The sequence below is a fragment of the Cytophagales bacterium genome, assembly GCA_033344775.1.
In the GTDB taxonomy this organism is placed as follows: Bacteria; Bacteroidota; Bacteroidia; order Cytophagales; family Cyclobacteriaceae; genus JAWPMT01.
This window is the reverse complement of record JAWPMT010000005.1, coordinates 2,810,038-2,831,718: the sequence shown is the minus strand read 5'-3', so window position 1 is coordinate 2,831,718 and position 21,681 is coordinate 2,810,038. Positions and strand designations below refer to the sequence as shown.

The following is a 21,681-nucleotide window of genomic DNA, read 5'->3' as shown; positions in this document are numbered from 1 at the left end:
TGTGAAATCCATGAAGTTCCTGTTGTTCATCATTGTTCAGGTATTCCCTTTAATGGTTATCCTGTACTTCGCTGTACGTTTCAAAAAACCAACTGAAAATGCGGGTTGGATTGTAGAAGTCGACTCGGAGTGTAAATGCTGGACAAGCCAAAACTTTGAACATCGGTCCTTTAGGTGGACCGGTGAGTGTGTATCAGGTTTTGCTCATGGTGCCGGAGAATTAACCGTGATTCAGAATGGCTTTGACTATGCCTTCTTTTCAGGTTCACTGGTGAATGGCAAAGCAGAAGGGGCTGGTCAGATCCTCTGGCTGGATGGTGATCGTTTTGAAGGGCATTTTCGCAAAGGTTCCCCAGAGGGCTTTGGCCGCATGTATAACGATGACGGGGACTATTATGAAGGAACGTTCAAAAATGGTCAGAGGTGGGGTATGGGTACCTATTGGTATGAGCCCGGCAATCGCCTATTGAAGTATGTAGGTTCCTGGGAAGCAGGCCTTAAACATGGTGCTGGCACACTCTTTTTCCGTGATGGAACCCAGATCAGTCGCTCATATGAAAGCGGTAAGCTGATTTCGACCAGAGAATAATTACAATCACATCTCATGTTTCAACGAACCGGATAGGCCCGGATTAAAAACTGAAATGCCATGTTTCAAATTGAACCGATTTTGTGGTTGCGATCATTAACATCACCGGCTATGGACTGGTTGATGACGACCATTTCCCAACTAGGATACTCCGAAGTTTACGGTACCATCATGGTATGCCTTGTTTTTGGAGTCCACCTGAGAAAAGGCCTGGCCGTGATGATCGCAGCGATAATCGTGGGTTTGTTGACATTTAGTTTAAAAACGACCATACAGTTTCCCCGGCCTAGTGATGTGGATATACGAGTATTACCAGAAGGCTATCAGCTTCCTTTTGATTTGAAAGAGAGCGGTGCAGGAACAAGTTTTTGGGATCTGCCTTCAATTGAAGCACGTCGTTTGGTTAGTATGCAGCCTGATTGGAGTTATGGTCTACCTTCAGGTCACGTAAGTTCAGCCACGGTATGCTTACTAGCGATTGCCTTCTTTTTTCGTTCCAGGAGTGTGCTTTGGTTTTCCATGCTTTGGATACCCTTGATGTGCCTTTCCAGAATGTACCTCGGACGGCACTTTTTAGCAGATGTGATTGGAGGAGTATTGGTTGGTATGCTTGGCTTATGGCTTGCTCATGTTTTATTACGTAAGTTGTTAAGAGACGAAAGTTCAGAATGGCGGACGCTTATCCCATTAGCTTTTTTGATTATTCCTATTGCCACAGTCGCTCCATTCGCTTCGCAGATTCACAATGAAAATGCAGGAAGGGTGCTCGCTTTGCTTACGATATATGCTTATCTGATCCAACAGGGTATCCCAAAGGACTCAGGTAGCTTTTGGAAAAGAGCAGGTCGGGTGGTTATCGTCTCCATCAATTTTGTGTTAATTGATATGATACTCAAAGGGTTTTTGGAACCTCACGGCTGGGATGAATTACCCGTAGTTGCCATGATGAGTACTTATTTAACTTTTGTGATTGCCTTTGTTGGGGGAATAGTCATTTCAAAGCAGGCTGGTTTATATCAGATGGAATAAGAGCCATTTGGGTTTCCTCAAAAATCCGTATCTTCCTACGCTCATCAACCTGTTCATAAATGCGTCAAGGATTATGCTTCCTGCTGATATGCGGTATTGTTTTTTCTCAATGTGATGGCCCTCCTGTGGAGGATAAGCCTAAGAAAGAACTAAAGGAATTGACCCTGACCGAAGGGACCAACATGGCTGTGGCTTTATCCCCGAGTGGAGATACACTGGCCTATGATTTGTTAGGGCGCATTTGGCTGATGCCCGTCTCGGGAGGCGAGGGCATACCAATCACCGATCCCTATGGCAATGCAAGAGAACCTTCCTGGTCGCCAGATGGTAAGAAAATCGCTTTCCAGGCATACTGGGATGGAAATTGGCACATTTATACGGTCAATACAGACGGAACAGGTATAAAACAAATGACCTCCGGGGAATTTGATCACCGTGAACCACATTGGTCGCCTGACGGAACAACACTGGCCTTTTCATCTGATCGAAATGGTAATTATGACATTTGGACGCTTCAGATTGTCAGTGAGCAGATGGTGCCGGTTACTTCGGCTGACGGAAATGAATCAGGACCTAGCTGGTCACCGGACGGAAAGGAATTGGCTTACGTGAAAGAGATGGATGGCAATTTCGAATTGGTCAAGCGATCTGCAATATCCGGAGCAAGCACTTCCCTGTATACTGCAAGCGGTAAGTTGACAGGTGCCTCCTGGTCGCCGGATGGCAACCAATTGCTAATCAATGAGCACAAGGATGTGACCGCTACCTTAAAACAAGTGGATGCTGAAAGCCAGGAGGTAAAAACCGTGTCCTCTGAAGGAGAAGATGTTTTTCCTTTTCGACATTCCTGGATGTCCGATGGCTCGCTGATCTACACCGCTTCAGGGAACATGTATCAATTGAGTGCGCAGGGTGAAAAACAGACCATTCCTTTTTCGGTCAAAGTGGAATTGGACCGGACACCTTATCAGCGTAAAAAACGTGACTTTGATGATGCAGCCCCACAGCTGGCAAAAGGCATTGTGTATCCGTCTATTTCCCCGGATGGCGAATCGGTGCTCTTTGTGGCATTACAAGACCTTTGGATAAAAACCGGGCCAGATCTGGTACAACTGACTGATGATGCGGCCGTACAGTGGTTACCAATATGGTCACCCGATGGGCAACAAATTGCCTACAGCTCAGACAAAGATGGATCTTTTGGTATCTGGACCATGGATGCTGATGGATCGGATGCTAACAAAGTTCTGGCAACTGGTAGCAGCGTCTCCGGGATGACCTGGTCCCCCGATGGGAAAACGATCGCTTTTACGAAGAGTTATGGTCCAAGATTCGGCACACTTAACCTGTTGGACCTGGCAACCGGAGAACAAAAACGATTAGGAGCAGGCGTGGGTAGCAGTGTAGGAACACCGACCTGGTCACCGGATGGAAAAATAGTCGCTCTGTCTGCTTTAGCGCCCTATTCTACCCGCTATCGAGAAGGGGTAAATCGAGTCATGTTATTCTCGGTGGATGGCGGTCGTCAACGGGTTCAAAAAGCACCGGAACACTGGTCATTTGGTGTAAGGGCGAATGATGGTCCAGTGTGGTCACCAGATGGCGAATACATGGCCTTGATCTCCAAAGGGAGACTCTGGATGATGCCAGTAGATTCCTTTGGAAATTCGACTGGGGATCCCATTCAATTGACGGAAGAAATGGCTGATGCCCCCACCTGGAGTGGTGATTCGAAAAAATTACTCTATATGGCGACGGATCAACTAAAGGTACTGAATGTGGATACTAAAATTGCCGAAAAGATAGCCCTGCACCTCACCTGGGAAAGAAAACATGCACAAGGAAGAACGATCATTCATGCCGGAGGCCTCATCGACGCTGTGAGTGATACGTTAAAGCAGGACATTGACATTGTGATCGATGGGCATCGAATTGTGGAAATAGCGGCTCATGACGAGTCGCGCGAAGCAGATCAGAAAATTGATGCGTCTGATGCTTTTGTAATGCCCGGTTTGATTGACATCCATGTACATGAAGGCAGTGAAAACGGTGAGCGATTGGGTCGGACCTGGCTTTCCTGGGGAGTGACTACCATCAGGAATCCTGCCGGTGATCCGTATGATGCTCTCAATCGACGGGAAGCGATGCAATCGGGAAAAGCCCTTGGTCCCAGGATATATTTTACAGGAAGCCCGATCGATGGTAACCGGATTTTCTATGGTGGTGCCTCTACCACTACTTCCGAGCAGCAGGTCGATGAGGAACTTAGGAAAGCGGAATTATTAGATTATGACCTGATCAAGACGTATGTGCGTTTGCCGGATGTGCTTCAGAAGCGTGTGGTGGATGGTGCGCATCGTATTGGCATTCCAGTGACTTCTCATGAGCTGTATCCGGCCGTGGGTTTTAACATTGATGGCGTAGAACACGTCAAAGGAACGAGCCGGCGTGGCTACTCTGCTAAACTCTCCGAAACCCGGCAAGCCTATGATGACGTGACGAATCTATTGGCCGAGTCAGGAATGTGGTTTACCCCTACCACCGCGATTTACTTGGGTTATCAATATGTAGTTGCCAGGGACCCAAGTGTCATGGAAGATGCCCGCTTGCAGGAACTGACAGAGTTGCGCTACCTGGCCAGCATCAGTGCCTCTGCAGAACAGATTCAGAGTGATCAGGAAACTTACGATGAGCTCTATGAAAATGTCATTCGGATGGTAGCCGATGTGCATCGAAAAGGAGGTCTGGTGGTCGCAGGAACAGACGCGCCTATCATTCCACAGGGGTTTGGATTGCATGTGGAACTGGAAAATTACCAGGATGCGGGCTTGCGACCAATCGATGTATTAAGAACCGCCACGATCAATAACGCAAAGGCACTTAATGCACAAGATGATCTGGGTACCATTGAAGTGGGGAAGCTCGCCGATTTGGTGATTGTCGAGGGTAATCCATTAGAAGACATTCGAAATGCCCGTAAAACCCGGATGGTGATTAAGAATGGAGAAGTGTTTGAGTTGGAACGGTTGATTAAGGGGGAGTGAATTATCTAGTAAGGGTTTATAGATTATTTTTTGTAATTTAATTCTCTTTTCAGTGAAGTGTCAATTAAATAATCACGGCAACTGTAAGTATTACTGTTATTTACTATCAACCCAAATTTCCCCATTACTGAAGAATAATGGCAGATCTAGATTTTACCGAAATAATTACTAAGATAGTCGCTACTTCCGCAGTTAAAGAAGCATTTCAATTCTCTATCGAAACACTAAAAAATACCGATAGAAAATCACGACACAAGCTTGAGGACTTAGCAGATTCTTTACAAAACAACTTAAAAAGAACGGCTAATTGGACGACTTACACAACCTCATTACCTGAGGTAGAAGGAGATAAGTTTTTAGATGATAATCATATTTATTTGGATTTCTATTTGAAGCCTTTGAAGTATTCATACGGAGAAAATGGTCCGAAAAAAGAAATCAATTTGATTCAGAATTTTTTACAAATCAGCAGTAGACATGTAATACTACTTGGTGGACCAGGATCCGGGAAAACAACATCTATGAAGATGTTATCTAGAAATATTTTACTGAGTCGAATCGAAGTAGAGTATTCTTTCCCGTTTGTTGTTCGGTTTAGGGAGCATAGTTCTACTCTCCTTAATCACACGAATAAACATGTATTACTAGGACATCACAGTATTGATATATCGAAGATTTCTCCGGAGAAGATAGAGGAACACACAAAAAGAATTTATGCTAATAATCTTCTATTTAGTCTTATATATAGGGAACTCGGTTTGAGTTTAGACCATAGAGATGATGAACAGTTATATAGAGATTTTGATAGTGGATTTATTAAAAACTATGTCATAAATATTCTGGAGAAACTTAACTGCCTAGTTATACTTGAAGGGTTTGATGAAATCCCTCAAATTGTTCAATTTGAGATGAGAAAGGAAATCGAATTTTTATGTCTTTCTTTAAACAATTCAAAGGTCGTTATAACTTCAAGAACTAATACATTTGATACTATTGAGAGTGCCAAAGCTTTTGAGATAGCTCCATTAACTGAAAAAAAGATTCTTGATTTTAGTTTGAGTTGGCTCGATAGTGAAGAAAAGGCGGAATCCTTCGTAGAACAAGTTAAAGGATCCCCATTTTATGATACAACCATTAGACCTCTTAATTTAACATTTCTTATCGCTCTATTCGAAAGTAACGGCTACTTGCCTCCAAAGCCATGGTCTGTTTACAAGGAAATTGTTGACCTACTGATCACAAAATGGGACAGACAAAGACACATCAGACGAAAAAGTAAGTTCGCCGGATTTATCGATTCCGATAAATATAGTTTTCTTACACTCTTGGCTTTTGAGTTGTCAAAAAGGGAGGACACGAGCTTTACTCCTTCAACATTGGGGTCAGTATTTCGCAATAACACAAAGCGATTTGGTTTACAAAAAGAAGAGGTAAATGAAATTGTTGCGGAACTTGAAGCATCATCAGGACTTTTTGTGAATTCGGGTTACCACAAATTCGAATTTCCCCATAAGTGTTTACAAGAATTCCTTTCAGCGGAATACATTTCTAACTATCGCCCCTTATCCAAAATCAGCCATTATCTGGCTGTAATGCCAAATGAGCTTGCTGTATTTATTAGCTTTTCAACAAATAAAAATCATGTATTTAGTGAATGTCTAAAGGTATTAGGTCCGGACACACGTGATAAATTTTTAAATAGAATCATTTTGGAGAAAATCGATTTCGAGGAAGATTTTTATTTCGGCGTGACTCTGTGTGAACTCTTTGCGGATTTTGCACTTGATGATCCTGATAAAGAAATATGGGTTACATTTTGCAATCTCTCAGGAATAAAGGAAAGCTGTAAACTACTTTTAAACTTTTATGAAGTGGAGCCATTGCAACGTGATAACATTTTTTCTTTGAAAAAGCGATCAAGAATGGTATCAGATTCTCCTCATGAATTAAAAGCTACTGCTATTATGTTTGATTAACGGTTTCCAGTTCGGATACTCTCGAATACCGTTTCTTCTTATGGTATTCAGTCCATATGAATAGGATATAATAGACTCGATTAGTGTTTAATTGCTCAAAGAATTTAAATGTTCATTGCATAGTTTAATAGGAATTTTAGGGTCTCTCGCAGTTATGCCAAACATCTTTATCTTATTTTACGTATTTCTTTTACAAATGGGTAAATAACAATGAAATTGCACCTGGGTGAGTTTGAAGAGATTGTTTTGCTTTTGGTTGCCGTGCACCACGAGGATGCGTATGGGCTTTCCATTGCGAATTCCATTCAGAAAAAACTGAACAGAAATGTGACGTTGAGTAGTGTACATACCGCCCTCTACCGTATGGAAGAAAAGGGTTTTTTAGTATCTCAGGTTGGTGGATCAACCAAAGAAAGAGGAGGCCGCAGCAAGCGCATCTTCAAAATCACCAGTTTAGGCAAACAAGCGTTGGAATCCTCCCGGCAGTCCCGGAACATGTTGTGGGAGATGATCCCGAAAATCAGCTTTGAAGGCCTATGAAAAATAGCCCACCCAAACTCGCCCAACGTTTCTTCAGTTGGTACTGCCGCAACCGACTGCACGATTCAATTCTCGGGGACCTGGACGAACAGTTCTGTCAGAATTTAGACAAGTATGGTGTCCAAAAAGCACGACTCTACTATTGGCTGGGTGTACTTCAATTCTTCAACCGATTTACCCTAAAACGCGAAAACCAATCCACATCCCATCATTCCAATACCATACCTATGCTTAAGAATAATTTCATCAGCTCCCTTCGTTTTTTAAGTCGCAATAAGCGATTTACAGCGATCAATGTGTTTGGACTTACGATCGGTTTTACCAGTATCCTGTTGATCATGCTTTTTGTCAATCATCAACAATCTTTTGATCAATTTCATGCGAACAAGGACCAGGTTTATCGGGTCAATTTTGCCTTTCAGGACAATGCAGGGAATGTGACCAAACTGGTGAATTCACCACCAGCATTAGCGACGGGCGTTTGGGGAAAGTTTCCGGAGCTCCAAAAAATCTCACGGATGCGCTATGCCATGAACAGTTTGTTGGCAAACGGCGACCGTCGGTTTTACGAGGATCACGGTTATTATGCAGACTCGCTTTTTCTGGAAACACTCCAATTCGAAATGTCTGCTGGTGATCCTGGTACCGCGCTGGATAATCCTAATTCAATTGTCATTACTGAATCGCTGGCATCAAAATACTTCAATCGTACTGATCCCATTGGAAGGACCCTGATGTTCAATAATACGACTCCCTTGAAGGTCACCGGTATTTTGGCAGACCTCCCTGATAACTCACATCTCGACTTCAATTTTTTGATTTCCTTTTCAACTTACACCATTCCCGAAGGATATGCGTCGGACTTAAGCAGCTGGAGTTGGCTAGGATTCCTGACCTATGTGGAATTGAGTGCCCAATCGGACCCAGAGGTTTTTGAGGAGAAACTTGTGCAGCATTTCAAAGATTTAAATCCCGATAATCCGAATCCGATGTTACCGGAAATTCAGTCTTTGTCTGACATTTATCTGGGTTCAGTTGGCATGGCGGACGACCTGGCAAGCCACATCCGTTCAGGAAATCAATTCACCGTAAATGCCCTCTCGACGATTGCCGTTCTCATTTTGATCATTGCAGGATTCAACTTTGCAAACCTGAGTTATGCTTTGTCCATCAACCGCAGCAAATCCACGGGGATCAGAAAAGTATTGGGTGCCAATAGGAGAAACATCATTGCTCAGCTGTTAACCGAATCATTGCTATTGACCACTTTGTGCCTGGCATTTTCTATTGGCTTGACAATTTATTTATTTCCGATGGTTTCCTCATGGTTAGATTGGGAGATTACTCCAGGTCCAGGGGAGTTTTGGTCCGTGAGTGCCCTAATGATTGCCGCAGGCATGGTGACTGGTTTGCTCGCTGGCATATATCCGGCGCTGGCCCTGGCAGGATTTGATGTGATCAAATCCCTGCGAGGAGCTTTCAAGGGTGGGGCCAACAAACCCTGGCAGCTGAAAAATGTGCTGATTTTGCTGCAGTTCTCGATTTCCATTGGATTCATTACAGCGACAATCATCATCACGAAACAGCTCAATTATTTGTCGAGTGCGGATATGGGTTATGAGACCGAAAATGTAGTGGCCATCAAAATGTTGCCGGAAGACCTGTCCCATCACTATGAGATTTTCAGAGAAAGATTACTGCAACAGTCGACAGTAGCCCATGTGAGTCGCAGTGAACGCGTAGTGGGCGACCCCTGGCCATGGAGCGTGGCCCTCCCGGTCAATGAAGATCCGGAAAACAGTAAACGCGTATTCTTCAACCTGGCCGATTACGACTATTTCAAAACCATGGGCATTCCTTTATCCGAAGGCCGTTCCTTTTCTGAAGCCCATGTGAATGACCCGACCCGGTCCATGATCATCAATCAGAAAGCCGCCGATTATCTGAATCTCCAGGACCCTGTTGGTAAACAAGTACACTTTTTCGAGTTGGAAGGTCCGCGCACGATCATAGGCGTTGTGGAGGACTTTAACTACACTTCTTTACACGATGAGATTGGTCCTGCGGTGGTCATTATGCCCTTCATCGATATGGAATTTATGTACGTACGATTTGAATCCGGAAATCTTCAGGAACAGGTCGCATTCATGGAAGGTACCTGGCAGCAAGTGGCTCCGGGGATGCCCCTGGATTGGCGGTTTTTAGATGAAAAACTGGATCGGTTGTATCATTCTGAAGAGAAGCTTTCTGAGATGATCCAGGTGTTTGCCGTATTGGCCATACTGCTGGCTTGCCTGGGATTGTATGGTATTGTGGCCTTCATGATCAATACGCGGATCAAAGAATTTGGTGTGAGGAAAGTTCTGGGTGCCTCGATACGTTCGTTGTACATATTATTCGTTAAGAAATACATTTTGCAGACTGTCCTGGCCCTGCTCATCATCTTGCCAATTGTACACCACTTACTCACGGATTGGTTAACAGGATTTGCTTACCACATTCAAATTCATTGGACCATTTACCCTGCCGCCGCGTTGGTCATGGTGCTGATGATCCTGATCACGATTTCCTTCAGAACATTGAATGCGGCCAGAGCCAATCCAACAGAATTATTGAGAACTGAATGAAGTAGATGAATTTACTTAAGAATATTGTCCATTCAGAAAAACTTCATGATTAGTCGGGAGGTACGTTTATTGCGCTAACTTTCCTTTTTTAAACAAAAACAAAATGAATAAAGTAATCAACATCGGACTTACGGTCATCATAGTGCTTGCCGTAGTGTCCTGCGACACGGCTCGACCAGAAGGAGATTGGGACGATAACATACATCTCTCTACCAAATCGGTGGACTTACCGGCAGAGGCCACTTCTACGATGATCACTACTGGCGAAACTGGCTGGTGGGTTGAAAGCTATGGGTGGAACGGAGACTGGAGCAGCGCTGTTGGGGAGGATACCATTGAAGAAAATTTCATCATCGAGGCAGAGGAGTTCACGATTGAAAGAAGGAACGGTACTGAGATCCATATCACCCTGACCGAAAACCCATCACCTGATGAAAGAGTACTAATCATCAGCCTCCAAAATGGCAATTATTTCGATGGTATTACCATCACTCAGGTGGGGAATTGAATCCCCGGCTATACTCCTGGGAGCGCACCGGGGAAGCAATGCAAGTTTTTTATTCGTCTCGTAACGTCTGCGATGGATTGGCTTTGACCATTTTCAACGTATATGATCCGAGGACTACCCAGGAGCTGGCCATTACCAGAAGGGTCGCAAATACATAGACCAGAAAGTTCAATTCAATTCGGAACGGAAAATCGGCCAGCCAGTCTTCCATGAAATAATAGTTGATCGGAACAGCGACTGCCAGACCGATGAGCATCAATATCGTCGTTTGCTTGAGCAAAATGAAAAGAAGCTGCCGTATGGAAGCTCCAAGTACTTTTCGAATGGCCATTTCTTTCATGCGCTCGATGACGGTGAAACTGGCCAGCCCCAGAATGCCCAAAATGGCCACGGCAATCGCAATCATGGCAGAATAGCCCGTCATGGTGCTGATGCGCTCTTCATTTTCATAAGCCTCAGCAAAAGCTTCATCTATGAAAGAATATTCAAATGGCTGATTGGTTTCGTAAGTACCCCAGGCTTCTTCGATTTGGGAAAGCGTCTCACCAATAGAACCACCATTGAGTCGAACCATCAGCATACCATATCTTTCGCTGGCTCTGCCCCGATACCGGTGAACGACAGGTGCTACTTGCTCCGTCAGTGATTCATAATTGAAGTCTTTGACGACCCCAACCACTTCCATCTCAAAGTCTGCACCGGGAAAGGCCAACTTTTTGCCTTCGAGAGACGTCCATCCCAATTGTTGATACGCGGCTTCGTTGATGATCGCTTTCCCCTCATCTGAACCCAATGAAGGATCAAAATTTCTACCTGCGACAAACTCGGTTTCCAGTGCCGGGAAGTAGTTTGCATCCACAGAAGAAAGCAACCAATCAAATGGAGGTTTGTTCTTTTCATCCGCGTTCACAATCAGTGCATAGCTGGGCCAGTACCGACCCGGTACCGATCCGGTGGCACTTACGGATTCAACACCAGTGATTGCCGAAACGGCATTTTGGAAACTCTCCAGGCGTTGTGGAGAATCATCGCCACCACCCTGAGCGGCCTGAATGGTCAGTAGATTGTCGGGATTGAAATGCTTGTCGGTGGTCTTCATGAAATCGATCTGCTGGTACATGATTGTCACAGCACTTAGCAAGATGATAGCGATACTGAATTGAATGGTCACCAGAATATTCTTAGGGTCAAAGCCACGACGCGTTCCGGCCCGACTGCCACGAATGGCGTCCCCTGCTCGTAATCGGGAGAGGCGAATCGTTGGGTATGCACCTGCCAACAAACCCATTGCCAATATGCCAAACAGGACAATCAGAGTTGTCACAGGTTCAAACAGGAAGCTCAAAGACATTTGTTGCTCAAACAGGTCAATGAAGTAAGGCAACAGGAGAAAAGCCAGGCCAATGCCCAGGAGAGAAGAAAACAAAAACAAAAAGACCGTTTCACCAATGAGTTGTTGGATCAGGTTGTTTTTCCCAGCCCCAAAGACCTTCCGCAAAGAGACTTCCTTGTTCCGGGTGAGCGATTGAGCGGCATTCAGGTTAGTGAAATTGAAGAAGGCAATGAGCAGCAGGCCAATGGCGATGTATCCCAATAGGTAACCGTATTCTTGCTGCTGAGTATTGTAATCATAGTACTCCGAGATCGGGAGCAATTCGAAGGTGCCACGCTCCGAAGGGAGCACAAATTTTTCTACCAATGGCGGGAATTGAGCCTCCAGGTTTTCTTCGGTTTCTCCGGGTTCTAACTTGACAAAACTCCACATAAAAGAAGCATTCCAGCCCCAATAACCTCTTTCTGTCCATAGCGTTTTCCTGAAATCCATGTTGACCAGAATTTCAAAATTCAGACTGGAGTTAAAAGGAATTTTCTCAAAGACACCTGTCACCACAAACGAAGTGGGTTCACCTATCATCAATTCCACGGTCTTGCCCATCGGGTCTTCCTCGCCAAACAAGGCATCGGCCACTTCCTGATTGATCACAATGGAGTTGGCATTGTCAAATACATGATCCTGATTGCCTTTGGATAGCGGAAACGAAAAGACATCAAAGGTGCCCTGCTCGCCCATGCTTATTTCCCGGGTGAGTTCTTTGTCGCCGTATTTGATGCGGGTATCACCCCAAAAAACAAACCGGGCAATGCTCTTTACGGTAGGAAAAGCATTCTGGACTTCTTCGGCCATCGGTGGCCAGGTATCGGAAACTTCCATTTTTCCACCTTCCGGTAATACCCGGGTCCGGTAAAGGAAGTAGATGTCCTCTGAATTTTCATGGTACTGATCATAAGTGATGATGTTCCAGGAATAGGTCCCGAGGAGGATCGTTACCGCCATACCAATAGATAACCCCACAACATTGATGGTAGAGATCAGCTTTTTCTTCCTGATGTTGCGCAAGGCGATGAAGAAATAACTAATGAGTAAAGGCCAGGGAGAACTACTGTATTTGAATTGGACCGCTGCTTCCTGACTGCTCAGATCGGCCGGAGTGCCCAGGTCAGCGACCGCCTTGTTGAAAGCTTCGTCTTCCGAGATCCCTTGCGTCAAAAGACGGTCCAGACCTTCTCGAAGGTGATCTTCCAGTTCTTCGATGACCCCATCATCGAGGTAATCTTGTTTTCGGAGCTGCTTTTTCCATGCGGAAATTTGCCCCTCCAGGTTTTTGCTTAATTCAGCCATGTTGCGTATTTGAGTTTTGTGACCATAATTTCAATAAGACTGTATGCATGCCCATCCAATTCTCACGTTCCAGATGGATGGCTTCTTTACCCGACTCAGTGATCGAGTAATACTTCCGGTGACGACCTTTCTCAGATTGATTCCATTGTGAAGTCACCAGGCCATCCTTCTCCAATCGATGCAGCACCGGATACAGCATGCCATCCGCAAATTCCAGTTGACCGCCAGAAAGTGCTTTGATCTGCTGAATGATGTCATAGCCATAGGTAGGTCCTTTTTGCAAAATACCGAGGATCAATGGCTTGGAAGAGGCTGCTACGAGGGACTTGGAAGGTTTCATACGTTACTTATCTATATACATAGATAATCAATGTACATAGATAATCCAGTATAGTTAAGAGATTTTAACATGATTGGATTAAGGAAAAGCTGAGCTAAGAAGATGGTGAGTTTTGAGTAAGAGAATAAGAGAGAGGTTTTTGACAAGAAATGGTTGGGTAAAGAATGGGAGTTAACTATATTGATCTTATGCTGCTTTATTAACCACTCTTAAAATGAAAATAACGGCTATTGAATTAGAAAATGTCCGCGGATTTCAAAGAGTCAATAAAACTGGATTATCTGAAACCATAAACGTTTTTATTGGCCCGAATAATGCAGGAAAATCAACGATTCTGAGTTCAATATTTCTGCTTCAAAGAGATGGGCTTGGAAATGGAGATATTACAATCGGAGAAAATAGTGGAGCCGTTCGCTTGCATTACTATGGCTCGCATAACAGAATAAAGAAAAGTGAGCGTGAAACATGGAAGATCGTGATTGACCTGGTAAACGGTGAAAGGTTTTATGAATTTGCTGATGGAAGAATTGCAGGTAAAGTAAACATTATCAAAGACGTAGAACCTGATAATTTGATTTATCCATATTTGTCAAAAAGGAAGGTTGGAGGGTATTCGGATTCAATTTCAGAGTCAAATACAAATTCAGTTTTAGGCAATTTTGAACACCTTTATTCCAAAATTGATCGTTTGGTAACTCCACAATTTCAACCTGGTAACGCTCAATATGTAAAGGCCTGTAATGAAATATTAGGGTTTGAAGTTTCTACTCTTGCAAAGGGGAATGGTAAACGAGCCGTTTATTACGTTCGTAATTTTGAGCACATTCCGCTTACTGCGATGGGAGAGGGAGTTGCCAATATTTTAGGCTTGATTACAGATTTATGTGTTGCTGAAAACAAAATATTCCTAATTGAGGAGCCTGAAAACGATATTCATCCGAAAGCACTAAAAGCGCTATTGAATCTGATAGAAGAAAAGTCAACCACAAACCAATTCTTCATATCTACGCATTCTAATATCGTCATGAAACATCTAGGAGCAGTCAACGACTCCAAAGTTTTCAAAGTAACGAATGATGAATTTGATAAAGAAAGAGTCAATTTGAGAATGTCTTCTCTAAAAGAAGTTCCAAATACACCAGTTGAACGGTTACAGGTATTAGAAGAACTTGGCTATGACTTTTTTGATCTCAACCTCTGGAAGGCATGGTTGTTTCTAGAAGAATCGTCTGCCGAAGTGATTGTGAGAGACCATTTAATTCGATGGTTTTTTCCAAAATTGCAATTCGAATTAAGAACTTTTTCTGCTGGTTCTTCTAGTCGTGTAAAACCAAAGTTCGATGATTTCAATAAGTTGTTTGTCTTCTTACATTTAGAACCAACATACAAAAACAAAGTTTGGGTTTACATCGATTCGGGAGAGGAAGAGGAATCAATTATTTCAGAGATGCGCCGCATTTATGCAGCCTCAGGTTGGCAGGAAGAGAACTTCAATCAGTTTTCGGAGCATGATTTTGAAAAATACTACCCTGAGAGATTCCAAGAAGAAGTTAATCGTGTCTTGTCAATAAAAGGAAAGCAAGAAAAACGTCAAGCCAAAAAAATGCTTTTAGATGAAGTCAAACAATGGATTTATGATAATGATAATCTAGCAAAAGAAGAATTCAAAATAAGTGCGTCTGAAATCATTGATGTTTTGAAATTGATAAATGAACAATTAAATTCTAACAAGTAGGAATTACTGCTATCGAGGAGATTGCTAAGAGAACAATAATCTCATACTTCTCGTAGTTAGAAAACAACATAATGAAAGGAATAACCTACATCGAAGACTTTTTGCCCAACCCGGCAGCACTGTTTGAAAAACTACAAACTGAGGTAGCCTGGGACGAACGCATGAAAGCTCGGAAAACGGCCAGTTATGGCAAGGCTTACAACTATTCGCAGATCAGTTATCCTTTTCAGGAATTCTTACCCGAGTTGGCGGAGATCAACCAATTGATTTTGAAGGCACTTGATTTTGAGCCCAACAACTGCCTGATCAATTACTACCTGGATGGGAAATCAAAGATGGGATTTCATTCGGATCAGACAGATATTTTGGAAGGGCAGACCGGTGTAGCAATTGTTTCTATCGGGGAAACCCGAACCCTGCGATTCAGAAATATTAATAACAAAGAAGAACTCATTGATTATCCCCTGCCTTCAGGATCCCTGATCTACATGTCGCAGGAGATGCAGGATGAGTGGCACCACGCCATCCCTAAATCCGATACCGATCAGGGGAGAATGAGTTTGACATTCAGAAAGATGATTTGAAGAGAGCTATTGGATTGCCTGGTTTGCTCGTGGAAATTGATTAAGTTGTGATCAAACAATATTATGAAACAGCTTTTCATTCACCTGCTTATTGTATCCACTTGTTTTTGTTCGGCAATTGCTCAGGATCAAATCTACGCTAAGATTTACCACCACTCTTCCTTCTATCAACGATCAGAAATTCAATATGATCAATTCAACACCAATACAGGTGAATATGCACGATTGAAACAATCTTATCAGGATTTTAACCGGTTTTCACTGGCGGTTATGTTGGTTAATAAAAGAAATTGGAATAATGAAATAGGTGTATCATTTAGTAGGGCCAATCAGCCTGTAACTCATGAGTCTTGGGTTCCCGAGACAGACGATCATGATAAAAAGAACTATTCTCTGCAATATGAGCTTAGCAAGCACCTATATAGTCAAGGGCGCATACAATTGATTGGGGGCCTTGGTGCCAGCATGTACCATACAAATGCGGCATTAACTCCGGAAGAGGGAAATTCACCCGGCTTCAAAGTCACGGAAAATTATTCCAGGTTAACTCTTCATATCATTCCAAGGGTCATGTACGCAATTAATTCGAAGTTTAGTTTGGATGCCAATGCGAAAATTGGATTTTTTGATCTGCATCATGTTAGATCCAGAATCGACAATCCCCAACTTGCTGCACGGCAAAGATTCTTAGCGGACAATGTAAAGGACAACTTTTTGCCCTCTTCATTCATCTTGCGACTTGGATTAACCTACGTCATAAAATAAGCTTTTCCAGCAACGAAAGATTCAATCCCATCCATAACCGCAACAAAAATTCTTAGTATTTCGTATGTAACCTAAAGGTATCTTTTTAAAACCTTCAAGTTACAATTATGAATACACTAGCCAACGAAATCGAAGCATTGGAACGGATGAGGACCCGTTGGCTTTTGATCAATCTGATTGGATTCATCATCTGGGATGGTTTCAGAATGCTGGATAGTTATGTCATCTCAGGAGGAATTTCCAATACCTACCAGATCATTCTGATCATTGGTTGGCTCATTTGGGTCCTGGGCTTTATCCAATTGACCCGGCTGGGAATGAAAGCCAAAAAGACTAAAATGGCATTACAAGTCCTGAACGATGAAATGGTAGCTGCCACCCGACTGAAAACCTGGCGACTTGCGTTGATAGCAGTGGTATTTACGCAAGTTGGGATCATTGCATTGTCCTTTGACTACATTCAAATCTCGGGAGTATTTGCGGCTGAGCTAACCATCTTCGTCTCGGTGGTATCCGCCATTGGGAGCTTTATTTATTTTGATAGGAATCCGACGGATGGCTGAGTTTGAGTTGAGAAATACGATCAAGGTAGAACGCGCTAAAAGAGACATGACCCAGGCCGAATTGGCGTTGATCGTTGGCGTTTCCCGTAAGACGATCAATACGATAGAGACTGGCAAGTTCATTCCTTCTACGATCACGGCATTTAGAATTGCCAAGGCCTTTGAATTGAAGGTTGAGGAAGTTTTTGAGTTGATCGCTAAGGATTTCTAAGATAAAATTGGACAACAATCTACAATACAACAATGAGTGACGATATCAGTGAGGAAGAATTAGAAGCACTAAGAAACAAAGTCATTTCTGCTGGGGATTTTAATTTCAAACTGTGGACAGAATTCGAAAACACCGGAAATTGGGAAGATCTGACAGACGACTATGCTAACATCGAAGTGAACCTTATGGATGGGCGGCGTTATGTCATTACCCTTTGCACCTTCAAATATTTCCAAACGGAAATCAACCGGGAATCTGCCAATAAAGAAGTGATTTATCAGTTGCCATCCGATTTGTATGTAAAAGAATTGACACGTGAATGTGTCGAGCAAACCATATCGGAGCTACTTCAAGAAGGAGATCTAGAAGAGCTGTTAAATGAATCTGTTTTTGCCTTGGATTTTCTTGAACCCTGGATAGATTGTTATGATTTGGAAGATTTTGGTGATTCACTGAAGGCAGAGCTAGAAAAGGAGCTCCATGAAGATCATCCGTTGTTTGAAAAAGGCGTAGAAATTTTGGCTAAAAGACAGGATAATGACGACATCTTAATCGAGATAGAAAATGGACAATTAGCTCTTGTTCATTTGACATGGAGTGGAAAGAGAGAACAAGGAAGTTTTCCTTTGACAGAATTGTATCTGGGCCAAAGGGACTTTTGGAAGCGAGCTATGAAAGAGCAGATTCAAGAATATCAAGCGAAGTGAGAAAGCCTCGACACTTAAGATCGAATAAAAAAAATACATGGACCGAACTCCGCGCTAAATCGTACAATTATGTCAACAACTGAATATCCCGAAAGAAGATTTTTCAGAGATAGGGATTCATGAATGGAGGGATATTGATGCGAATGTTTGGACAAAGTTTTCGAATCCTCCAAAGCCATTTAGTATATGGGATTCTTTGATATTACCGCATTCGTCCATTGTCATCGACTTCAGTAAGTTATACTTCAAAGATTTCATTGAGCCGGAAGAGGCCGTGTGGTTCATTCTTGATGATTCGCTGAACGGTAGAAGCAAATTCTGGTATTACGAAGGAAAGGTTGCTGCTTTTGACCAGATTTTGGATGAATCGTATCTGATCGATGAACTCATTGTCGTGTCAAAAAAACTAGATTGGATTCTCACTTTTGACCACCACTGGGTACTAAGTGGAACTGGTCCGATGAAATCAAAAATCGAGTCACTAAAGAAGAATTCTCAATAAAACAATTCCCGATCACCCTCCTTTTTTCCTGATTCAATTTCATGCGGATTAAACCTTCACCGTACAGAATTGTCTAAGGTTTAACTTACCTGAATAGATAGCTTGGACATGAAATTTAATTTGGCCTTCATTGGGCTCTTCACCTTTACTTGGGTGCTTTCCAACAGCAGCTTCGCGCAGTTGTCAATTCAATTTGAACCCATCAATAGTAGCATCAACAGCCCAGATCCGGTACAATCCCTTGACATTCCTTATGATGATATCAATCAGGACCGGCAAGCTTTTCACCTCTTCCTTCCTGATACAGACGGGCAATTCCCAGTGGTGATTTTTTATCATGGGGGTGGTTTCACCGGAGGCAGCAGAGACAAAGTATTCGAAGATGAAGCACTACAGCGAGCCATAAAATACTTTCTTGAAAATGGCATCGCCTTTATTAGCGCCGGTTATAGATTGATTGACAATCGCACCGAGGAAGAAGGAGTGATCAAGTCCTTGAAAGATTCTAAAAGAGCACTACAGTTCATCAGACATTACGCAGAAGATTTGCATATCATGCCAGAAAGAATTGGTTTAATGGGTAGCTCCGCAGGAGCAGGGACAGCCCTTTGGTTGGCCACCCATAACGATATGGCTGACCCAAATTCCGAAGATCCTGTTCTTCAGGAGTCTACGCGGGTTACAGCGGTTCGCTTAGGAGGAAGCCAGGCCACCTATGACATTCCAAAATGGGAAAGCCTCGTTTATCTCGAGTTTGGCTTCACCCTGGCCGATATTGAGGCAATCCTGGGTTTTGATCGCCTGTCCGATTTTTACGGAGGACTTGAATCTGTGGATCAGATCTATCAAGACGAGGCTTTAATTGCCTACAGGGAAGAGGTGGACATGCTCAACCACATGAGTGCGGATGATCCTCCTTTATATATTTTGAGTTCTTCAGGTGCTTCTTTGCCAGAACAGGATGTTTTTCACCATGGCGCACACTCCATTGCCATATGGGAGCAGGCACTGGCAGCCAACCTGCCTGAGGTCAAAGCTGCCATCAATTTCCAGAGTATTGATACGACAGAAGGTGAGATAGGGGAGATCTTTTTGGCCAGACATTTAAAGAACGGACTGGAGGAAGCACCATTGATATTATCTGTATCAGACAATGAGCATAGCCGGATCCGCGTTTATCCGAACCCGACAGCAGAAACACTGTATCTGGAAAATCAGCAAGCAAGTACTCCGTTCAAAATTTTCGATCTGAATGGACGGTTGGTTAAAAGTGGAACAGAAAATACGATTGACGTTTCGGGATTGGATCGTGGTATTTATCTGCTGACCATCAAACAGGAAACGATCAAGTTTGTTAAGGAGTGAATAAGGCCAAACAATGTTAGGATTCCAATTAATCAGGAAAATTAAGATCGTCAGACCGGTTTTTTTCAGCTTATATTTCGAAGGAAGCTGAAAAAAGACCGGTATCTTTTCCGACGATCTTTCACAACTTCCTAATAACAAATGGACGATATTAGGTTTGGATTAATCGACTGAATAAATCCGCTTAATTCCCTAAATTGACCAAGACTCATAATGGATTCCCCACTTAAACTGGTTTCCTAAATGTGAAACGACGTTGGATCTATATCGCAACTTTCCTCTACTTCGCCGGATTGGTATGGTTCGAAGCGGCGCAGCAATACTTCTACATCACCAGTTTCGAATTGGCAGGTAAGGATGAAGTGACCATTTTGGGTCTGATGAGCAGACATTCCATTCGTTGGATCATATGGTTGATATTGACCTTTCCGTTGGCTCGGTTTGTTTTTAAGCACCCGGCCAGGCAACTTAACTCGGGACTAGTGATCCGATATGGTATTGGATCAGTATTGACCTTAGTCGTTACTTTAATTGCAATAAGTGGGGTAGAATTGTGGAGCGGTGGCTTGAGTAGGGAATACTTTGGGGAGCTCCTCGCTTACTTCACGTATCAAAAGGCAGCCTTATTTGTCAATGCATACCTGGGCATGATCATCCTCCTCAATTTGCATCAGAGTGCTCAATTACTGGATTCCAAAATGGTAGAATTGACCGACCTGAAAGTTGAATTTAAGTCGCGATACGATGAATTAAGCAATCAGATCAAAGATGACCATGCTCCACTGATCCAGATCAAAGTGGGCAATAAAATCAAGAACATCCTGCTTGATGATATTCTCTGGGTACAATCTGACGACTATTGTGTCAAGATTCATTCTAAAAGCGGGGCGTACAATCTAAGAAAATCCATGAAACTCATGGAACAGGAACTGGAACCATGGGGCTTTATTCGATTGCACAGAAATACGCTGGTCAATAAAGATGAAGTTGATACGCTTAGCTATACTCCTGAACCTTGTGTCACTTTGAAAGATGGTCAGGTATTACCGATTGCCCTGGGGCGGGTGTCTAAAGTAAAAGAGCATTTCAAAGGATACCTCGGACTCCCTGCATAATTCACGGCACTCCCTGCAAAAACCTTTTTTCGATTCACAAAGACCCTTACCATTGTCCAAAAGCATGTTTGCTGAACTCAAAGGACAAAAATGAAAACCAATCTTTTACTCCCACTTTTTGTTTTGTTGGCCATGACGCTGCAAGCGCAGGACCAATCAAAGTTTCAATACGAACCCTCTGTGGAAAATCCATTTGGCTTGCCAAACCCGAAGGCGCCACCCGAAATCAAAGACTATGATCCATTGATGGGGGAAAGCCACTGTAAATCCGTTACCCGACTACCAGACCAGACCTGGGGCGACACGACGACCATGACCTGGCGCTACAAATACATCATGAATGGTCATGCGGTGCAGGACGAGACTTTCAAGGAAGATTGGACCTATGCCGGAAGCATTCGCCAATACAATGCAGATAGTGCAGCCTGGTACGTGCACTACTATTCCATTCCTGGAATTCCTTCAACATTGCCTTCATGGGAAGGCGGAAAAACCAATGATACCACGATGATCCTGTACCGGGACAATACTGCCCCCAATGGCATGGAAGGGTTCTATCGCATCACTTTCTCCGACATAAGCTACGATAGCTTCAACTGGGCCGGTGAATGGACCAGTAAGGATGAATCCATTGTCTATCCATTATGGTATCTTTTCTGTGAGAAGAAGGAATAGAATGAATAATCATCATGCCGGGTGCCTAGAGGTGCTGTTAAGCAAAGCGTCATTCCTGACGTAGTTCAGGAATCTCAATGTAGTATGTGCTCAATGACCTTGAGATTCCGGCATTCGCCGGTGGCC

General features: G+C 43.3%; 19 protein-coding genes. 17 read left to right on the top strand and 2 right to left on the bottom strand.

Features of this window, described 5'->3' with window-relative positions; all coding sequences use genetic code 11:
* Positions 1 to 10: 10 nt before the first annotated feature.
* The 7 genes from R8G66_29475 (at position 11) to R8G66_29445 (ending at position 10,313) form a co-directional block, all read left to right on the top strand.
* Entirely contained in the window at positions 11 to 589 is a 579-nt protein-coding gene (locus tag R8G66_29475) for a hypothetical protein (protein ID MDW3196543.1), read from the top strand.
* Between the two features lie 60 nt (positions 590 to 649).
* Complete coding sequence (locus R8G66_29470) at positions 650 to 1,618, top strand: phosphatase PAP2 family protein (GenBank protein ID MDW3196542.1); 969 nt, start codon at positions 650 to 652, stop codon at positions 1,616 to 1,618.
* Between the two features lie 59 nt (positions 1,619 to 1,677).
* On the top strand, positions 1,678 to 4,662 hold the full coding sequence (locus R8G66_29465) for an amidohydrolase family protein (protein MDW3196541.1): 2,985 nt from the start codon (positions 1,678 to 1,680) through the stop codon (positions 4,660 to 4,662).
* 137 nt (positions 4,663 to 4,799) lie between these two features.
* Positions 4,800 to 6,638 carry an NACHT domain-containing protein gene (locus R8G66_29460; GenBank protein ID MDW3196540.1) on the top strand — a complete coding sequence of 613 codons (1,839 nt, stop codon included), beginning with the start codon at positions 4,800 to 4,802 and terminating at the stop codon, positions 6,636 to 6,638.
* A 210-nt stretch (positions 6,639 to 6,848) separates the two neighbouring features.
* Positions 6,849 to 7,178, top strand: a complete 330-nt coding sequence (locus R8G66_29455) for a PadR family transcriptional regulator (protein MDW3196539.1) — start codon at positions 6,849 to 6,851, stop codon at positions 7,176 to 7,178.
* The gene (locus tag R8G66_29450; protein ID MDW3196538.1) at positions 7,175 to 9,805 is read left to right on the top strand and encodes an ABC transporter permease; all 2,631 of its coding nucleotides are present in this window, start codon (positions 7,175 to 7,177) and stop codon (positions 9,803 to 9,805) included. Before R8G66_29455 ends, R8G66_29450 begins: the two co-directional genes overlap by 4 nt.
* Positions 9,806 to 9,908: 103 nt before the next feature.
* The gene (locus R8G66_29445; GenBank protein MDW3196537.1) at positions 9,909 to 10,313 is read left to right on the top strand and encodes a hypothetical protein; all 405 of its coding nucleotides are present in this window, start codon (positions 9,909 to 9,911) and stop codon (positions 10,311 to 10,313) included.
* Positions 10,314 to 10,362: 49 nt separating this feature from the next.
* Here R8G66_29445 and R8G66_29440 read toward each other — a convergent pair whose 3' ends face one another.
* Together R8G66_29440 and R8G66_29435 are read right to left on the bottom strand one after the other, a co-directional pair.
* Complete coding sequence (locus R8G66_29440; GenBank protein MDW3196536.1) at positions 10,363 to 12,993, bottom strand: ABC transporter permease; 2,631 nt, start codon at positions 12,991 to 12,993, stop codon at positions 10,363 to 10,365.
* On the bottom strand, positions 12,986 to 13,333 hold the full coding sequence (locus tag R8G66_29435; protein MDW3196535.1) for a PadR family transcriptional regulator: 348 nt from the start codon (positions 13,331 to 13,333) through the stop codon (positions 12,986 to 12,988). Before R8G66_29435 ends, R8G66_29440 begins: the two co-directional genes overlap by 8 nt.
* Before the next feature lie 214 nt (positions 13,334 to 13,547).
* Between R8G66_29435 and R8G66_29430 the strand changes: the two genes are divergently transcribed.
* The 10 genes from R8G66_29430 (at position 13,548) to R8G66_29385 (ending at position 21,555) form a co-directional block, all read left to right on the top strand.
* Complete coding sequence (locus tag R8G66_29430; GenBank protein MDW3196534.1) at positions 13,548 to 15,068, top strand: AAA family ATPase; 1,521 nt, start codon at positions 13,548 to 13,550, stop codon at positions 15,066 to 15,068.
* A gap of 71 nt (positions 15,069 to 15,139) precedes the next feature.
* Positions 15,140 to 15,652, top strand: coding sequence for an alpha-ketoglutarate-dependent dioxygenase AlkB (locus R8G66_29425; GenBank protein ID MDW3196533.1), 513 nt, complete (start codon positions 15,140 to 15,142; stop codon positions 15,650 to 15,652).
* Positions 15,653 to 15,715: 63 nt separating this feature from the next.
* Complete coding sequence (locus R8G66_29420) at positions 15,716 to 16,417, top strand: hypothetical protein (GenBank protein ID MDW3196532.1); 702 nt, start codon at positions 15,716 to 15,718, stop codon at positions 16,415 to 16,417.
* 107 nt (positions 16,418 to 16,524) lie between these two features.
* Positions 16,525 to 16,980 carry a hypothetical protein gene (locus tag R8G66_29415; GenBank protein ID MDW3196531.1) on the top strand — a complete coding sequence of 152 codons (456 nt, stop codon included), beginning with the start codon at positions 16,525 to 16,527 and terminating at the stop codon, positions 16,978 to 16,980.
* Positions 16,973 to 17,191: a helix-turn-helix transcriptional regulator gene (locus tag R8G66_29410; GenBank protein MDW3196530.1), complete on the top strand. Its 219-nt coding sequence runs from the start codon at positions 16,973 to 16,975 to the stop codon at positions 17,189 to 17,191. The genes R8G66_29415 and R8G66_29410 overlap by 8 nt, the downstream gene beginning before the upstream one ends.
* Before the next feature lie 32 nt (positions 17,192 to 17,223).
* A complete protein-coding gene (locus R8G66_29405; GenBank protein MDW3196529.1) occupies positions 17,224 to 17,898 on the top strand; it encodes a hypothetical protein in 675 nt (224 codons plus the stop codon).
* Between the two features lie 58 nt (positions 17,899 to 17,956).
* Positions 17,957 to 18,400 (top strand): DUF6756 family protein, encoded by a 444-nt coding sequence (locus R8G66_29400; GenBank protein MDW3196528.1) that lies wholly within the window; start codon positions 17,957 to 17,959, stop codon positions 18,398 to 18,400.
* Positions 18,401 to 18,508: 108 nt separating this feature from the next.
* The gene (locus R8G66_29395) at positions 18,509 to 19,765 is read left to right on the top strand and encodes a T9SS type A sorting domain-containing protein (GenBank protein MDW3196527.1); all 1,257 of its coding nucleotides are present in this window, start codon (positions 18,509 to 18,511) and stop codon (positions 19,763 to 19,765) included.
* 245 nt (positions 19,766 to 20,010) lie between these two features.
* The gene (locus tag R8G66_29390) at positions 20,011 to 20,880 is read left to right on the top strand and encodes a LytTR family DNA-binding domain-containing protein (GenBank protein MDW3196526.1); all 870 of its coding nucleotides are present in this window, start codon (positions 20,011 to 20,013) and stop codon (positions 20,878 to 20,880) included.
* 90 nt (positions 20,881 to 20,970) lie between these two features.
* On the top strand, positions 20,971 to 21,555 hold the full coding sequence (locus tag R8G66_29385) for a hypothetical protein (GenBank protein ID MDW3196525.1): 585 nt from the start codon (positions 20,971 to 20,973) through the stop codon (positions 21,553 to 21,555).
* Positions 21,556 to 21,681: the final 126 nt, after the last annotated feature.

What these genes read in the sequence shown, in the direction of transcription:
- R8G66_29475 (MDW3196543.1), top strand. Translation starts at nt 11, where the DNA reads ATGAAGTTCCTGTTGTTCATCATTGTTCAGGTATTCCCTTTAATGGTT.
- R8G66_29470 (MDW3196542.1), top strand. Translation starts at nt 650, where the DNA reads ATGTTTCAAATTGAACCGATTTTGTGGTTGCGATCATTAACATCACCG.
- R8G66_29465 (MDW3196541.1), top strand. Translation starts at nt 1,678, where the DNA reads ATGCGTCAAGGATTATGCTTCCTGCTGATATGCGGTATTGTTTTTTCT.
- R8G66_29460 (MDW3196540.1), top strand. Translation starts at nt 4,800, where the DNA reads ATGGCAGATCTAGATTTTACCGAAATAATTACTAAGATAGTCGCTACT.
- R8G66_29455 (MDW3196539.1), top strand. Translation starts at nt 6,849, where the DNA reads ATGAAATTGCACCTGGGTGAGTTTGAAGAGATTGTTTTGCTTTTGGTT.
- R8G66_29450 (MDW3196538.1), top strand. Translation starts at nt 7,175, where the DNA reads ATGAAAAATAGCCCACCCAAACTCGCCCAACGTTTCTTCAGTTGGTAC.
- R8G66_29445 (MDW3196537.1), top strand. Translation starts at nt 9,909, where the DNA reads ATGAATAAAGTAATCAACATCGGACTTACGGTCATCATAGTGCTTGCC.
- R8G66_29440 (MDW3196536.1), bottom strand. Translation starts at nt 12,993, where the DNA reads ATGGCTGAATTAAGCAAAAACCTGGAGGGGCAAATTTCCGCATGGAAA.
- R8G66_29435 (MDW3196535.1), bottom strand. Translation starts at nt 13,333, where the DNA reads ATGAAACCTTCCAAGTCCCTCGTAGCAGCCTCTTCCAAGCCATTGATC.
- R8G66_29430 (MDW3196534.1), top strand. Translation starts at nt 13,548, where the DNA reads ATGAAAATAACGGCTATTGAATTAGAAAATGTCCGCGGATTTCAAAGA.
- R8G66_29425 (MDW3196533.1), top strand. Translation starts at nt 15,140, where the DNA reads ATGAAAGGAATAACCTACATCGAAGACTTTTTGCCCAACCCGGCAGCA.
- R8G66_29420 (MDW3196532.1), top strand. Translation starts at nt 15,716, where the DNA reads ATGAAACAGCTTTTCATTCACCTGCTTATTGTATCCACTTGTTTTTGT.
- R8G66_29415 (MDW3196531.1), top strand. Translation starts at nt 16,525, where the DNA reads ATGAATACACTAGCCAACGAAATCGAAGCATTGGAACGGATGAGGACC.
- R8G66_29410 (MDW3196530.1), top strand. Translation starts at nt 16,973, where the DNA reads ATGGCTGAGTTTGAGTTGAGAAATACGATCAAGGTAGAACGCGCTAAA.
- R8G66_29405 (MDW3196529.1), top strand. Translation starts at nt 17,224, where the DNA reads ATGAGTGACGATATCAGTGAGGAAGAATTAGAAGCACTAAGAAACAAA.
- R8G66_29395 (MDW3196527.1), top strand. Translation starts at nt 18,509, where the DNA reads ATGAAATTTAATTTGGCCTTCATTGGGCTCTTCACCTTTACTTGGGTG.
- R8G66_29385 (MDW3196525.1), top strand. Translation starts at nt 20,971, where the DNA reads ATGAAAACCAATCTTTTACTCCCACTTTTTGTTTTGTTGGCCATGACG.